14 protein-coding genes are annotated in these 14,687 nt (G+C 71.4%); all 14 read left to right on the top strand.

Features of this window, described 5'->3' with window-relative positions; all coding sequences use genetic code 11:
* Positions 1–22: 22 nt before the first annotated feature.
* Positions 23–352, top strand: coding sequence for a TcmI family type II polyketide cyclase (locus tag BN1555_RS04760; RefSeq protein ID WP_093798142.1), 330 nt, complete (start codon positions 23–25; stop codon positions 350–352).
* 34 nt (positions 353–386) lie between these two features.
* Positions 387–1,658, top strand: coding sequence for a beta-ketoacyl-[acyl-carrier-protein] synthase family protein (locus BN1555_RS04755; RefSeq protein ID WP_093803185.1), 1,272 nt, complete (start codon positions 387–389; stop codon positions 1,656–1,658).
* Positions 1,655–2,872 carry a ketosynthase chain-length factor gene (locus BN1555_RS04750; RefSeq protein WP_093798140.1) on the top strand — a complete coding sequence of 406 codons (1,218 nt, stop codon included), beginning with the start codon at positions 1,655–1,657 and terminating at the stop codon, positions 2,870–2,872. Before BN1555_RS04755 ends, BN1555_RS04750 begins: the two co-directional genes overlap by 4 nt.
* A 106-nt stretch (positions 2,873–2,978) precedes the next feature.
* Positions 2,979–3,248, top strand: a complete 270-nt coding sequence (locus BN1555_RS04745; RefSeq protein WP_093798138.1) for an acyl carrier protein — start codon at positions 2,979–2,981, stop codon at positions 3,246–3,248.
* A gap of 73 nt (positions 3,249–3,321) precedes the next feature.
* Complete coding sequence (fabG, locus tag BN1555_RS04740; RefSeq protein ID WP_093798136.1) at positions 3,322–4,107, top strand: 3-oxoacyl-ACP reductase FabG; 786 nt, start codon at positions 3,322–3,324, stop codon at positions 4,105–4,107.
* 41 nt (positions 4,108–4,148) lie between these two features.
* Positions 4,149–5,093: an aromatase/cyclase gene (locus BN1555_RS04735; protein ID WP_093798134.1), complete on the top strand. Its 945-nt coding sequence runs from the start codon at positions 4,149–4,151 to the stop codon at positions 5,091–5,093.
* Positions 5,094–5,095: 2 nt separating this feature from the next.
* Positions 5,096–7,432, top strand: a complete 2,337-nt coding sequence (locus BN1555_RS04730) for an SDR family oxidoreductase (protein WP_093798132.1) — start codon at positions 5,096–5,098, stop codon at positions 7,430–7,432.
* Positions 7,433–7,525: 93 nt separating this feature from the next.
* Positions 7,526–8,911 carry an MFS transporter gene (locus BN1555_RS04725; RefSeq protein WP_093798130.1) on the top strand — a complete coding sequence of 462 codons (1,386 nt, stop codon included), beginning with the start codon at positions 7,526–7,528 and terminating at the stop codon, positions 8,909–8,911.
* On the top strand, positions 8,908–9,723 hold the full coding sequence (locus BN1555_RS04720; RefSeq protein ID WP_255305880.1) for a 4'-phosphopantetheinyl transferase family protein: 816 nt from the start codon (positions 8,908–8,910) through the stop codon (positions 9,721–9,723). Before BN1555_RS04725 ends, BN1555_RS04720 begins: the two co-directional genes overlap by 4 nt.
* On the top strand, positions 9,711–11,276 hold the full coding sequence (locus BN1555_RS04715) for an acyl-CoA carboxylase subunit beta (protein ID WP_093798128.1): 1,566 nt from the start codon (positions 9,711–9,713) through the stop codon (positions 11,274–11,276). Before BN1555_RS04720 ends, BN1555_RS04715 begins: the two co-directional genes overlap by 13 nt.
* Positions 11,277–11,584: 308 nt before the next feature.
* Positions 11,585–12,310 carry a class I SAM-dependent methyltransferase gene (locus BN1555_RS04710; protein ID WP_176709952.1) on the top strand — a complete coding sequence of 242 codons (726 nt, stop codon included), beginning with the start codon at positions 11,585–11,587 and terminating at the stop codon, positions 12,308–12,310.
* 46 nt (positions 12,311–12,356) lie between these two features.
* Positions 12,357–13,220: an NAD(P)H-binding protein gene (locus BN1555_RS04705; RefSeq protein ID WP_093798124.1), complete on the top strand. Its 864-nt coding sequence runs from the start codon at positions 12,357–12,359 to the stop codon at positions 13,218–13,220.
* 54 nt (positions 13,221–13,274) lie between these two features.
* Entirely contained in the window at positions 13,275–13,928 is a 654-nt protein-coding gene (locus tag BN1555_RS04700) for an antibiotic biosynthesis monooxygenase (RefSeq protein WP_093798122.1), read from the top strand.
* A gap of 93 nt (positions 13,929–14,021) precedes the next feature.
* Positions 14,022–14,657, top strand: coding sequence for a DsbA family oxidoreductase (locus BN1555_RS04695; RefSeq protein WP_176709951.1), 636 nt, complete (start codon positions 14,022–14,024; stop codon positions 14,655–14,657).
* The last annotated feature ends 30 nt before the right edge of the window (positions 14,658–14,687 follow it).

Below are 14,687 nucleotides of genomic sequence, written 5' to 3'. Positions count from 1 at the left end.
CGACCCACGGAAGAGAGAACAGATGCACAGCACCCTGATCGTGGCCCGGATGGACCTCGAGTCGAGCGCCGAAGTCGGCAAGCTCTTCGCGGAGTTCGACCGGAGCGAGATGCCGCACCGCATGGGCACGCGCCGCCGTCAGCTGTTCGCCTACAAGGGCCTGTACTTCCACCTTCAGGACTTCGACGCGGACAACGGCGGAGAACTGATCGAGGACGCCAAGACGGACCCGAGGTTCATGCAGATCAGCCAGGACCTCAAGCCGTTCATCGGGGCGTACGACCCGGCGACCTGGCGTTCCCCGGCCGATGCGATGGCCACCCGCTTCTACGACTGGACGGCTTCCGCATGAGCCCGCAGCACGCCGACACGAGGGGAGGCGACCACTGATGGGACGCCGAGTAGTGATCACGGGGGTCGGAGTGCTGGCACCGGGCGGTATCGGTGCCAAGAACTTCTGGAGTCTGCTGAGCGAAGGCCGCACGGCGACCCGGGCGATCACCTTCTTCGACCCCTCCTCGTTCCGTTCCCGGGTGGCGGCCGAGATCGACTTCGACCCGCAGCTGCACGGGCTGTCTCCCCAGGAGATCCGCCGTATGGACCGCGCCGCCCAGTTCGGCGTGGTCACCGCCCGCGAGGCGCTCGCCGACAGCGGCCTGGACCTCGCCGGGTTCGACCCCCACCGCACCGGTGTCACCATCGGCAGTGCGGTCGGCGCGACCACCGGGCTCGACGACGAGTACCGGGTGGTGAGCGACGACGGCCGGCTCGACCTGGTCGACCACACCTACGCCCCGCAGCACCTGTACAACTACTTCGTACCCAGCTCGATCTCGGCCGAGGTGGCCTGGGCGGTCGGCGCCGAGGGACCGGCCACCGTGGTCTCCACCGGCTGCACCTCCGGCATCGACTCGGTCGGCCACGCCGCCGAGCTGATCCGTGAGGGCACCGCCGACGTCATGATCACCGGCGCGACGGACGCCCCGATCTCCCCGATCACGATGGCGTGCTTCGACGCCATCAAGGCGACCACCCCGCGCAACGACGACCCCGAGCACGCCTCGCGGCCCTTCGACGGCACCCGCAACGGCTTCGTGCTCGGTGAGGGCTCCGCCGTGTTCGTCCTGGAGGAGCTGGACAGCGCGCGCAAGCGCGGTGCGCACATCTACGCCGAGATAGCCGGGTACGCCTCCCGCTGCAACGCCTTCCACATGACCGGGCTGCGCCCCGACGGCCGGGAGATGGCCGAGGCCATCAAGGTGGCGCTGGGCGAGGCGCGGATGAACCCCGAGTCCGTCGACTACATCAACGCACACGGTTCGGGCACCAAGCAGAACGACCGCCACGAGACCGCGGCGTTCAAGCTCAGCCTCGGCGAGCACGCCTACCGCACGCCGGTCAGCTCCATCAAGTCGATGGTGGGCCACTCGCTGGGCGCGATCGGATCGATCGAGATCGCCGCCTCCGTGCTCGCCATGGAGAACCAGGTGGTGCCGCCCACCGCCAACCTGCACACCCCCGACCCGGAGTGCGACCTGGACTACGTGCCGCTCACCGCACGCGAGCAGCGCACCGACGCGGTGCTCACGGTCGGCAGCGGATTCGGCGGGTTCCAGAGCGCGATGGTGCTGGCCCGTCCCGAGAGGAGCACCGCATGAGCGCCAGGACAGTGATCACCGGCATCGGTGTCGTCACCCCCAACGGGCTCGGCGTCGACGGCTTCTGGGCCGCGACCCGGGTCGGCAAGAACGCCATCGGCCGCGTCACCCGCTTCGATCCGACGCCCTACCCGTCCCAGCTGGCCGGCGAGATCAGCGACTTCGTCGCCGAGGAACTCCTGCCCAGCCGACTGCTCCCGCAGACGGACCGGATGACCCGGCTCGCCCTGGTCGCCGCGGACTGCGCCTTCAAGGACGCGGGCATACAGCCCGGCGACATCCCCGAGTTCGACATGGGCGTCGTCACCGCCTCCACGGCCGGCGGCTTCGAGTTCGGCCAGAACGAGCTCAAGAAACTGTGGAGCCAGGGCAGCGAGTACGTCAGCGCCTACCAGTCCTTCGCCTGGTTCTACGCGGTCAACAGCGGCCAGATCTCCATCCGCAACGGTATGCGGGGCCCCAGCGGTGTGGTCGTCAGCGACCACGCGGGCGGCCTCGACGCGATCGCCCAGGCCCGCCGGCAGATCCGCAAGGGCAGCAAACTGATCTTCTCCGGCGGCTTCGACGCCCCGATCTGCACCTGGGGCTGGGTCGCGCAGATCGCCGGCGGCCGGCTGTCCACCAGCAGCGACCCCGACCGGGCCTACCTGCCCTTCGACGCGGCCGCCGACGGCTACGTGCCCGGCGAGGGCGGTGCGCTGATCACCCTGGAGGACGAGCAGACGGCCCGCGAGCGCGGCGCGCAGAACATCTACGGCGAGATCGCCGGATACGGCTCGACCTTCGATCCGAAACCGGGAACCGGCCGTGAGCCCGGACTGCGCCGCGCCATCGAGGTGGCGCTCGCGGACGCCGGCGTCGAGGCGGGCCAGGTCGACGTGGTGTTCGCCGACGCCGCGGGCACCCCGCGGCTGGACCGCGAGGAGGCCGACGCCATCAGCGCCGTCTTCGGTCCTTCCGGGGTGCCGGTCACCGCGCCCAAGACGATGACCGGCCGGCTCTACTCCGGCGCCGCTCCGGTGGACGTGGTCTCCGCCGTGCTGGCCATCCGCGAGGGGCTGATCCCGCCCACCACCAACGTGGAGCTGTCGCCCGAGTACACCATCGACCTGGTGACCGGGCAGCCCCGGCCCGCCCCGGTACGCACCGCGCTGGTCCTCGCCCGCGGCTACGGCGGCTTCAACTCCGCCGTGGTCGTCCGGGCCGCCGACTGACCCCACGGCTTCGCCCACCGCCGCCCGCGTCCCCAGGGGCGGGGCGGCGGGCACCCCCCACTCCGCGGCCGGGCATCCGGCCGCGTACGACCGATGAAGGGACCCCATGTCCGAGCAGGAATTCACCATCGAGGCCTTCAAGCAGATCCTGCTGGAGAGCGCCGGGGCCGACGAGAACATCGACCTCGACGGCGACATCCTCGACACCGACTTCGAGGCGCTGGGCTACGAGTCGCTGGCCCTGCTGGAGACCGGTGGCCGGATCGAGCGCGAGTACGGCATCTCCCTGGACGACGACATCTTCACCGACCACCGCACCCCGCGCGCCCTGGTCGCGGCGGTCAACGCCTGCATCAAGGACGCCGTCACCGCCTGACAGCCCGCTCGCGGCCGCCGCGCAGCCCGCGGCGGCCGCTCCTGGACACGAGCACTCACCGGAGAAGAGAGACATGTCGCAGCAGGACCAGCCAGTAGCCCTCGTCACCGGCGCGACCAGCGGAATCGGGCTCGCCGTCGCGCGCCTCCTGGCCGCCCAGGGGCACCGGGTGTTCATCGGCGCGCGCAACGCCGAGAACGTCGCCGCCACCATCAAGCAGCTCCAGGACGAAGGCCTTCAGGTCGACGGCACCACCCTGGACGTCCGCTCGTCCGCCGACGCCCGCGCCTTCGTGCAGGCCGCCGTCGAGCGCTTCGGCACCGTGGACGTACTGGTCAACAACGCCGGTCGCAGCGGCGGGGGAGTCACCGCCGACATCGACGACGAGCTGTGGCACGACGTCATCGACACCAACCTCAACAGCGTGTTCCGGCTGACCCGAGAGGTGCTCACCACCGGTGGGCTGCGCCACAAGAACCGCGGCCGGATCATCAACATCGCCTCCACCGCCGGCAAGCAGGGCGTCGTACTCGGCGCCCCGTACTCGGCCTCCAAGCACGGCGTCGTCGGCTTCACCAAGGCGCTCGGCAACGAGCTGGCCCCCACCGGCATCACCGTCAACGCGGTCTGCCCCGGTTACGTCGAGACGCCGATGGCCCAGCGCGTCCGGCAGGGCTACGCGGCCGCGTACGACGCCTCGGAGGAGGCGATCCTCGAGAAGTTCCAGGCGAAGATCCCGCTGGGCCGCTACTCCACCCCCGAGGAGGTGGCCGGCCTCGTCGGCTACCTGGCCTCCGACACCGCGGCCTCCATCACCTCCCAGGCCCTCAACGTCTGCGGTGGACTCGGCAACTTCTGAGCCGGTCCCGAGAAGCGAACCCGAACCCGAGGAGTATGACCATGCCGCAGCCCGGCCTGCGCGAGGTGGAGCACGAGATCACGGTCTCGGCCCCGGCCACCGCCGTCTACCGGTTGATCGCCGAGGTGCAGAACTGGCCCAGGATCTTCCCGCCGACCATCCACGTCGACCACGTCGAGAAGAGCGGGCGCACCGAGCGCATCCGCATCTGGGCCACCGCCAACGGTGAGGCCAAGAACTGGACGTCGCATCGCACCCTCGATCCGGAACAGCTGCGGATCACCTTCCGCCAGGAGGTCTCCGCGCCCCCGGTCGCCTCGATGGGCGGCACCTGGGTCATCGAGCCGCTCTCCGGGTCCACCGCCCGGGTCCGGCTGCTGCACGACTACCGGGCCGTCGACGACGACCCGCAGAGCCTGCGGTGGATCGACGAGGCCGTCGACCGCAACTCCCGCTCCGAGCTCGCCGCGCTCAAGACGAACGTCGAACTGGCCCACGCGTCCGAGGAGCTGACCTTCTCCTTCGAGGACACGGTCCACGTCGCGGGCTCGGCCAAGGACGTCTACGACTTCATCAACGAGGCCCACCTGTGGTCCGAGCGGCTCCCGCACGTGGCCACCGTCCGGCTCGACGAGGACACCCCGGGCCTGCAGACGCTGGAGATGGACACCCGGGCCAAGGACGGCTCGGTGCACACCACCAAGTCCTACCGGGTGACCTTCCCGCACCAGAAGATCGCCTACAAGCAGGTCACCCTGCCGGCGCTGATGACCCTGCACACCGGTTACTGGACGTTCGCGGAGAGCGGCGCCGGGGTCGCCGCGTCCTCGCAGCACACCGTCACCATCAACACCGAGAACATCACCCGGATCCTGGGCGCCGACGCGACCGTCGCCGACGCCCGGGAGTACGTACGGACGGCCCTGAGCACCAACAGCCGCGCCACCTTGAACCACGCCAAGGACTACGCGGAAGCCAAGGCCTGATCATGGGGGAGGACCGCACCAGCACCCAGGTGATCGTGGTCGGCGCGGGCCCGGTCGGGCTCATGCTCGCCGGGGAGCTGCGGCTGGCCGGCGCGGACGTGGTGGTCCTCGAAAAGCTCACCGCGCCGACCACCGAGTCGCGGGCGTCCACCTTGCACGCCCGCACCATGGAGATCCTCGACAGCCGGGGCCTGCTGCGGCCGCTCGGCGAGGTGCCGAACGACCGCAGGGGCCACTTCGGGGGCATCCCGCTCGACCTCACGCTCCCCGGCCCCTACCCGGGCCAGTGGAAGGTCCTGCAGACCCGGATCGAGGAGCTGCTGGGCCAGTGGGCGCAGGACCTGGGCGCGGACGTCCGGCGCGGTCACGAGCTGACCGGGCTGACCGTGACCGAGGACCGCGCCGAGGCCCGGGTGCGCCTCCCGGACGGTACGACGGCGACCTTCCGGGCCCTGTGCGTCGTCGGCTGCGACGGCGAGGACAGCGCCGTGCGCCGCCTGGGAGGTTTCGGCTTCCCCGGCGGCGACGCCACCCGTGACATGCTGCGCGCCGACGTGGCCGGCATCGACGTGCCCAACCGCCGCTTCGAGCGGCTGGAGGGCGGACTCGCCGTCGCCGCCCGGCGTCCCGACGGTGTGACCCGGGTGATGGTGCACGAGTTCGGTGCCCGGCCGCGTGGCGCGCAGCCCGGCTTCGCGGAGGTCGCCGACACCTGGAAGCGCGTCACCGGGGAGGACATCAGCGCCGGGACCCCGCTGTGGGTGAACTCCTTCGGTGACGCCTCCCGGCAGGCCGGCCGCTACCGCGACCACCGGCTCTTCCTGGCCGGTGACGCGGCGCACCAGCAGATGCCGATCGGCGGCCAGGCCCTCAACCTGGGCCTGCAGGACGCCGTCAACCTCGGCTGGAAGCTGGCCGCCCAGGTGCGGCAGCGGGGCCCCGACGGCCTGCTCGACAGCTACCACCGCGAGCGGCACGCCGTCGGGCGGCGGGTCCTGAACAACATCAGGGCGCAGGCGCTGCTGCTGCTCGGTTCCGCCGAGGTCGAGCCGGTCCGGCAGGTCTTCGCCGAACTGGCCGCGGGCAGCGAGAACGTACGCGCGCACCTGGCCGGAATGATCTCCGGTCTCGACATCCGTTACGACGTGGGCCCCGGCCGGCACCCGCTGCTCGGCCGCCGCCTCCCGCACGCGGACATCACCACCGCCGAGTCCACCACCACCAGTGCCTCCCTGCTGCGCAGCGGGCGCGGTGTGCTGCTCCTCCTGCCGGGCGACGACGCCCGCCGCGAGGAGTTGCGCACCCTCGCCGCCCCCTGGGCGGACCTGGTGCGCACGGTGACGGCCACTTCCGTGTCCGAGGGCCTCACGGCGCCGGACACCGGCGCTCTCCTGGTGCGGCCCGACGGCCATGTGGTGTGGGCCGACACCGACGGCACGGACCTTGCGACGGCCCTGGACCGCTGGTTCAAGGAGCCGCCCCGAGCGGCCGGGGCCCCGGCCGCAGTCCCGTTCACAGCGCCAGTCACAGCGCCGGTCACAGCACCGGCACCCGCGAAGAAGAATCGGAGAACACACATGAACAGGCTCACGGGCAAGACCGCGCTCGTCACAGGGTCGAGCCGCGGCATGGGCCGTGCGGCTGCCCTGCGGCTGGCACAGGAGGGCGCGCTCGTCGCCGTCCACTACACCGCCAACCGGGAAGCGGCCGACGACGTCGTCACGCTGATCGAGAAGGACGGCGGCCGGGCCTTCACCGTCCGCGCGGAGCTGGGCGTCCCCGGTGACGTCCACGAGCTGTTCCTGGGCCTGGAGAGCGGGCTGCGGGAGCGCACCGGAACCACCGGCCTCGACATCCTGGTCAACAACGCGGGCGTCATGGGCGGCGTCAAGCCCGAGGACACCACACCCGAGAAGTTCGACCAGCTCTTCGCGGTCAACGCCAAGGCGCCGTTCTTCCTCATCCAGCGGGCCCTGAAGAACATGCCCGACGGCGGACGCATCATCAACATCACCTCCGGCCTCACCCGTTTCGCGAATCCGGACGAGATCGCGTACGCGATGACCAAGGGAGCCGTCGACCAGCTCGCGCTGCACTTCGCCAAGTACCTCGGGCCGCGCAACATCACCATCAACAGCGTGGCGCCCGGCATCACCCGCAACGACAACCCCGTCTTCGGCATCCCCGAGGCGGTCGAGCAGATGGCACAGCTCTCCGCGTTCAACCGGATCGGCGAGCCGGAGGACGTCGCCGACGTCGTGGCCTTCCTCGCCACCGACGAGGCCCGCTGGATCACCGGCTCCTTCGTGGACGCCACCGGGGGCACGCTGCTCGGTTGAAACAGCCGGCACACCGGGCCGGCCGGCGGACCCCCGCCGGCCGGCCGGCCCTTCCCCTTGCCAGTCACCCAGCCACTACGGCGGAACGGGACTATGACACCTCCGACGACGCCCCGCCCCCCGACCGTGCCGGACACGACGGCCCGGCAGTGGAGCCCGGCCCTGTGGGGCCTGCTGTTCGTGCTCGCCGGCAACATGCTCATCGACGCCCTCGAGGTGTCCGTGGCACTGGTGGCACTGCCCGCCGTCGGCGGCGACCTCGGCCTGCCCGTGGCGCAACTGCAGTGGGTGGTCAGCGGGTTCGCCGTCGGGTTCGGCGGGCTGCTGCTCTTCGGCGGGCGCGTGGTGACGCTGCTCGGACGCCGCCGCGTCTACCTCGCCGCGCTCCTCGTCTTCTCCGCCGCGTCGCTGGCGGGCGCCCTCGCGGACAGCGGGCCGCTGCTGATCGCCACTCGCCTGGTGAAGGGCTTCTGCGCCGCGCTGACCGCGCCCACCGGACTCGCCATCATCACCTCGGTGTTCCCCGAGGGCCCCGCCCGCCGCAGGGCGGTGTCGGTCTACTCCCTCTTCGGCGCCAGCGGCTTCTCGGCGGGACTGCTGCTCTCGGGGCTGCTCACCGAGGTGAGCTGGCGCTGGACCTTCGCCTTCCCCGCCCCGGTCGCCCTGCTGCTGTTCGCCGCCGGGCTGTGGCTGGTCCCGCACGACGCACCGCGCAAGGACACCACCGGGCGGTACGGTTTCACGAGCGCGCTCAGCCTCACCGGCGCGACGCTGCTGCTGGTGTACGCGATCACCTCCGTGCCCGGCACCGGGTGGCAGCATCCGCGTACGGCCGGGGCGTTCGCCCTCGCGGTGCTGCTCGGCGTGGTGTACGTACGCGGCGAGCTGACGGCCCGGGAGCCGCTGCTGAACCTGGGGCTGCTCACCCACGGGCCGCTGCTGCGCTCCGCACTCGGTGCCGCGGCGTTCAACGGCTCGTACCTCGGACTGCTCCTCCTGAGCACCCTGCACCTGCAGCAACGCGCCGGGTGGAGCCCGCTGGAGACCGGGCTCGCCTTCCTGCCGGCCAGCGTCCCGCTCGCGCTCACCGCGCTGCACTCGGGCCGCGTCGTGGCCCGGTTCGGCCCGGCCCGGCTGATCGCGGCCGGTGCCGCCGCCGCACCCGTCGGCTACCTGCTCTACCCGCGCGGCGCCCCCGCCGAGGTGCGGTACCTCACCGACGTACTGCCCACCATGCTGCTCGTCGGCGCCGCGTTCGTGCTCGCCTTCACGGCGCTCCACCTCCAGGCCACCGGATCGGTCGCCGCCCAGCGGCAGGCGGCGGCGAGCGGGCTGTACCAGACGGCGGTGCAACTGGGCGCCGCGCTCATGATCGGGCTGACCTCCGCGCTGTACACCGTGGGGTACGGCCCCGCCCTGGGGCTGCTCACGGCCGTCGGCCTGGCCGGCTTCCTCGTCGCGCTGCGCGGCCTGCGGTGAGCGGACACGCCGGCGTACCGGGCCCCGTCCCCCCGGACCGGCTCGACCTGTGGCTGGTGCCCGGCCCCCGGGGGAGCGGAGCGGCAGCGCGCGGCCTCCCGGAACCCGGCCTCCCGGAAACCGACTTCTCGGGACCCGGCTTCTCGGAACTCGACGACACCGAGCGGCGCCGGGCAGGGTCCTTCGTCCGTCCGGCCCAGGCGCTGCTCTACGCGACCGCCCACGTCGCACTGCGCCGGCTGCTGGGCCGCTACACGGGCATCGCGCCCCAGGACGTACGGTTCGTCCGCGAGCCCTGCCCCGGCTGCGGCGGGGCGCACGGCCGCCCGGCCCTGGCCCGGGCTTCGCCGCCCCTCCACTTCTCCCTCTCCCACAGCGCCGGTCTGGCCCTCGTCGGCGTTGCGGCCGTCCCCGTCGGCGTGGACGTGGAGCGGCTGCCCCGCGAGGAGACCGTCGAGGTCTGCACCCCGTCGCTGCACCCGCGGGAGCGCGCCGAGCTGGCGCGGATTCCCCCCGGGGAGAGGAGCGAGCCGTTCGGCCGGCTCTGGACCCGTAAGGAGGCCTACCTCAAAGGCATCGGAACGGGGCTGAGCCGCTCTCCGGCCCACGACTACCTCGGTGCCGACCGGGGCGGGCACCCGCCCGGCTGGGCCGTGTTCGACGTCGCCTGCCCCCCTACGCACGCCGCAGCGGCCGCCGTCCGGGGGCCCGCTCCACGGACGGTCGAGATCCGTCGGCTGGAGCCGGCCGACGGCGCCTTCGCCGCGGCCACCACCTACCCACGGAAGGTGCACACCTCATGTCCGGAGTAGAAGAGACGATCCTGTCCCGGATCGGCAGACTGACCGACATCAAGGAATCGGCACGGCGCGGGCCCGATCCGGCGGCCACCGAACGCCAGCACGCCAAGGGAAAGCTGACCGCCCACGAGCGCATCGCACTGCTCCTGGACAAGGGATCGTTCAACGAGGTCGAAGCTCTGCGCAGGCACCGGGCGAGCGGCTTCGGCCTGGAGCACAAGAAGCCGTACGGCGACGGTGTCATCACCGGCTGGGGCACCGTCCACGGCCGTACGGTCTTCGTCTACGCCCATGACTTCCGGGTCTTCGGCGGCGCGCTCGGCGAGGCGCACGCGCAGAAGATCCACAAGATCATGGACCTGGCCGAGGCCGCCGGCGCACCGGTGGTCAGCCTCAACGACGGGGCGGGCGCCCGGATCCAGGAGGGCGTCACCGCGCTGGCCGGGTACGGCGGCATCTTCCGGCGCAACACCCGCGCCTCCGGGGTCATCCCGCAGATCTCGGTGATGCTCGGCCCCTGCGCGGGCGGCGCCGCCTACAGCCCGGCGCTCACCGACTTCGTGTTCATGGTCCGTGAGACCTCGCAGATGTTCATCACCGGACCCGACGTCGTCAAAGCCGTCACCGGTGAGGAGATCAGCCAGGACGGCCTCGGCGGCGCCGACGTCCACGCCGGTGTCTCGGGCGTCTCCCACTTCGCGTACGACGACGAGGAGCACTGCATCGAGGACGTGCGGTACCTGCTGTCGCTGCTGCCCGCCAACAACCGCGAGCTGGCGCCCGTCGAGCGCTGCGCCGACCCGGCCGACCGGCTCAACGAAGCCCTGCTCGACCTGGTCCCGGCCGGATCGGGGCAGGCGTACGACATCCGCAAGGTCGTCGAGGAGCTCGCCGACGACGGCGAGTACTTCGAGGTGCACCCGGCCTGGGCGACCAACATCGTCTGCGCGTTCACCCGCCTCGACGGCCATGTCGTCGGCGTCGTCGCCAACCAGCCCGCCTCCATGGCGGGTGTGCTGGACATCGAAGCCTCCGAAAAGGGTGCCCGTTTCGTTCAGTTCTGCGACGCCTTCAACATCCCGCTGGTCACCCTGGTCGACGTGCCCGGCTTCCTGCCCGGCGTGGACCAGGAGCACAACGGCATCATCCGGCGCGGCGCCAAGCTGCTGTACGCGTACTGCAACGCCACCGTGCCGCGGATCTCGCTGGTGCTGCGCAAGGCGTACGGCGGCGCCTACATCGTCATGGACTCCCGCTCGATAGGCGCCGACCTGGCGCTGGCCTGGCCCACCAACGAGATCGCGGTGATGGGTGCGGAGGGCGCGGCCAACGTGGTCTTCCGGCGCGAGATCAACGCGGCCGACGACCCGCAGGCCGTGCGCGAGCAGCGGATCGCGGAGTACAAGGACGAGCTGATGCACCCCTACTACGCGGCCGAACGCGGCCTGATCGACGACGTCATCGACCCGCGTCAGACCCGGTCGGTCCTGATCCGCTCGCTCGCCATGCTGCGGGCCAAGCACGCGGACCTGCCCTCGCGCAAGCACGGCAACCCCCCGCAGTGACCCTCCCCCCTCCCGCGGACCGGAGCGCCGGCCGTGTCCTCCTCGCCCCCACGGCCGGCGCTCCGCTCCGCGCGGCCCGTGCCGGCCGGCGTCCGTAGTGCCCGGCTGAATTTGACGCAAGCGTGACAGAGTCGCGGATACATCTGATACGGAAATCCTTGAACAGCTCTCCGTGACCGAAGAAGCTGGTTGCACAGGCGAAGAAACGCCATCGGACGTGAAAGGCATTGAATATGGCGGACGGTGCTCCGGCGCAGTCTTACAGCACGGGATCGCTGACCCGGAATCAATTCTCGCAGCTCGACCAGATGCAGCTGTTCGAGAGGAAATACGATCCGGTGACCCGGGCCGTCGTCGAGGCACTTCCCGTGAGCCGCGACTGGCAGTGCCTCGAACTGGGTGCCGGAGCCGGGTCGATGTCCTACTGGCTGGCGGAACGGGTCACCGAGGGCGGCGTGCTCGCTGTCGACATCGACACGAGCCGGCTGGACACCGGCCGCGCCAGGAACATGACGATCCATCAGGCCGACATAGTCACCGAGGAGTTCCAGGAAGGCGCCTACGACCTCGTCCTCGCGCGGGCCGTACTGGAACACCTGAAGGACCCCGACGAGCTGCTGGCCCGTGCGACGCGCTGGCTGGCCCCCGGTGGCTGGCTGGTGGTGGAGGACTTCTACTACCTGCCCGCCGAGCACGCCGCGACCGCAGTGGGACGCACCCTGGTCGGCGGGTACGTGCGGCGCATGCAGGAGCAGGGGGCCGACATGGGGTGGGCGCGGCACCTGCCCGCCGCACTGGCCCGGGCCGGACTGGTGTCGCCCCAGGTGCGGCTCACGCCCGCGGGCCCCGGCCAGTCCGCGGCCGACGACGAACTGATCGGCCTGCGGCTCAGGCAGGAGGGTCATGCGCTGGTGGACGGCGGCATGGTCACCGCGGACGAACTCGCGGACTTCATGGGTCTGCTGGGGCGTCCGGAGGGGCGGGACATGACGACGCTCATGGTCTCGGCGTGGGCGCAGCGCCCGGTCGGCTGAGCTGCCGCGTCTCCGGTGTCACATCCGTTTCCACGAGGGAGTCATCATGACTGCACGCAATGTTGTCCTGGTCACCGCGGCCACCGGAAATGTCGGGCCGCACGCGGTGGCCCACCTGCTCGACGCCGGTGCCAGGGTCCGCGCCCTGGTCCTTCGGGACGACCCGAACATCGGCCGTCTGCCGCAGGGCGTCGAGATCTGTTACGGCGACCTCGCCGAACCGGACAGCCTCGACGAGGCCCTGGAAGGCGTTGACGGCGTCTTCCTCATGTGGCCCTTCTTCGCGCTTCCGGTCGACACCGCGCCCGCGGTCCTGAAGAAGATCGAGGCGAAAGCACGGCGCGTCGCCTTCGTCTCGTCCGTCGGCGTGCACATCGGCCTCGAACCGGTGGACAACAACTGCCACGCCTACATCGAGCAACTGCTGGAGCGGACGACCCTCGAGTGGACGTTCCTGCGGACCACCGGATTCCACTGCAACGCCCTGGGGTTCGCCGCCCAGATCAGTACCGGCGACGTGGTGCGGTACCCGTACGGCGAGGCCACCCGCACCTCCGTGGACGAGGGCGACCTCGCCGCCGTCGGAGCCAAGGCGCTCACCAGCGACGGGCACGCCCGGAAGAAGTACCTGGTCTCCGGCCCCGAAGAGCTCTCCCAGGCGGAGCAGGTCCGCATCATCGGCGAGGTGATCGGGCGCGAACTGTCCTGGCAGGACGTCGAGCACGGGGCCGCTCGGCAGGCGATGGTGGACAGCGGCTGGCCGCCCTCGTACGCGGACGGGGCGCTCGACTACTTCGCGACGCTCACCAAGGAGCCGGAGGTCGGCTCGAACGTCGTGGAAGAGGTGACCGGCAGGCCGGCCCGGAACTTCCGTTCATGGGCCGCGGCGCGGGCCGACGCCTTCCGCTGAGCGACAGCGACCGAGCGGCACCAGTCCCATGAACACCACGTACGGAGTTCCGACATGACAGACATCCCCGCGCCCGAGGCCGGCTTCGTCACCTTTGACGTCCTGGCGGCCGAACGGCCCGAGACGGCCGACGAACTGGTCGACGCCATCACCGCCGAGTCCACGGCGCGGACGCGCCACAGCCCGGGTTTCATCTCCTCCCGCGTCCACGTGAGCACGGACCGGCGGACGGTGGTGCACCGCGGCCAGTGGCGCGGCGCGGCGGACCACCGGGCCGCGCTCGCGGACGGCCGCACCCCCGACGTGCTGACGGCGCTGTCGAACAGGCCGGACGTACGGGCGGTGACGGCTTTCCGGGGGGCTCCGGCCCCCGGCATCGACGGTCCCCGGCTCGGCGCGCGACCGGAGTACGTGGCCGTCGCCACCCGGCACCTGCACGGCCGCGAGTCCTTCGACACCCTGATGGGCCTGCTGGCCCGCAGCGGTGAATGGAAGCGCCGCCACCGCGGGTTCATCTCGACCACGCCGCACATCAGCCCTGACGGCAGGACATTCGTCAACTACGTGATGTGGGCCGACGAGAGCTCGTATCACGCGTGGATGGCCGACCCGAGGATCTCCGAGGGGCAGGAGGAGATCGCACGCCTCGAAGAGGCGCCGCCCGCATACGTACTGTGCACCGTGGCCGCCGACATCGAGGCGGCCTGAAACCGCGCCGGACGACGGGACAACCGTCCCCGGGGCGATCCGTCGCACCGGAACCCGGTTTCCAGACCGTTGTGAACTGAAGGGCCACCAGCAGTGACCGCTGTCAAGAGCACATCCCTGCGGGTCGAGATCGCCCTCGATCTCACCTGCGTCCACTCCTACATCGGATTCACCCGCTTCGAGCGGGTCGCCGGCCGCCACCGTGCGGCGGGCGGGGAACTCGACGTGGTGTTCCTCCCCTTCCAGGTCTCTCCCGACGCGCCACCGGAGGGAATGCCGCTGTCCGAGGTGCACCTCGGTTTCTTCGGCAGCGCGGAGCGGGCCGCCCAGGCGACCGCGGGCATGGCGGCCGTCGGCGCCAAGGAGGGCCTGGAGCTGGACTTCGCGCGCGCCGTGCATGTGAACACCTTCGAGGCCCACCGCCTGCTGGCCGCCGCGGCGGGCCAGGGGCTGGGGGAGCCGATGGCCGAGCGCCTGTTCCGGGCGTACCTGACCGAGGGGCTGAACATCGGCGACCGCGCCACACTCGACCGGCTCGCCGCCGAGACCGGTGTCCGGCCGGCCCCCGGCGGGGCCGAGGAGCTGCGGGCCGAACTGACCCGGGTGCGGTCCCTCGGTATCCGCTCCGTGCCGGTGTTCCGCTTCGACGGCGGGGCTCTGGTGGCCGGTGCGCAGTCCGAGGAGGCCTTCCGGAACGTACTGGCGGCCGCCATCGCGGCCGACCGCTGAATCCAGTGTTCCGTCGCCTGAACTCGATGT

It is taken from the genome of Streptomyces sp. Wb2n-11 (assembly GCF_001049855.1).
Lineage (GTDB): Bacteria > Actinomycetota > Actinomycetes > Streptomycetales > Streptomycetaceae > Streptomyces > Streptomyces altiplanensis.
The sequence above is the reverse complement of the archived record's forward strand: the minus strand, read 5'-3'. Positions and strand labels throughout refer to the sequence as shown.

Excerpts from the sequence above, each read along its gene's own strand:
- BN1555_RS04725 (WP_093798130.1), top strand. The coding sequence starts at position 7,526 with ATGACACCTCCGACGACGCCCCGCCCCCCGACCGTGCCGGACACGACG.
- BN1555_RS04705 (WP_093798124.1), top strand. The coding sequence starts at position 12,357 with ATGACTGCACGCAATGTTGTCCTGGTCACCGCGGCCACCGGAAATGTC.
- BN1555_RS04745 (WP_093798138.1), top strand. The coding sequence starts at position 2,979 with ATGTCCGAGCAGGAATTCACCATCGAGGCCTTCAAGCAGATCCTGCTG.
- fabG (WP_093798136.1), top strand. The coding sequence starts at position 3,322 with ATGTCGCAGCAGGACCAGCCAGTAGCCCTCGTCACCGGCGCGACCAGC.
- BN1555_RS04735 (WP_093798134.1), top strand. The coding sequence starts at position 4,149 with ATGCCGCAGCCCGGCCTGCGCGAGGTGGAGCACGAGATCACGGTCTCG.
- BN1555_RS04715 (WP_093798128.1), top strand. The coding sequence starts at position 9,711 with ATGTCCGGAGTAGAAGAGACGATCCTGTCCCGGATCGGCAGACTGACC.
- BN1555_RS04760 (WP_093798142.1), top strand. The coding sequence starts at position 23 with ATGCACAGCACCCTGATCGTGGCCCGGATGGACCTCGAGTCGAGCGCC.
- BN1555_RS04750 (WP_093798140.1), top strand. The coding sequence starts at position 1,655 with ATGAGCGCCAGGACAGTGATCACCGGCATCGGTGTCGTCACCCCCAAC.
- BN1555_RS04710 (WP_176709952.1), top strand. The coding sequence starts at position 11,585 with ATGCAGCTGTTCGAGAGGAAATACGATCCGGTGACCCGGGCCGTCGTC.
- BN1555_RS04730 (WP_093798132.1), top strand. The coding sequence starts at position 5,096 with ATGGGGGAGGACCGCACCAGCACCCAGGTGATCGTGGTCGGCGCGGGC.
- BN1555_RS04700 (WP_093798122.1), top strand. The coding sequence starts at position 13,275 with ATGACAGACATCCCCGCGCCCGAGGCCGGCTTCGTCACCTTTGACGTC.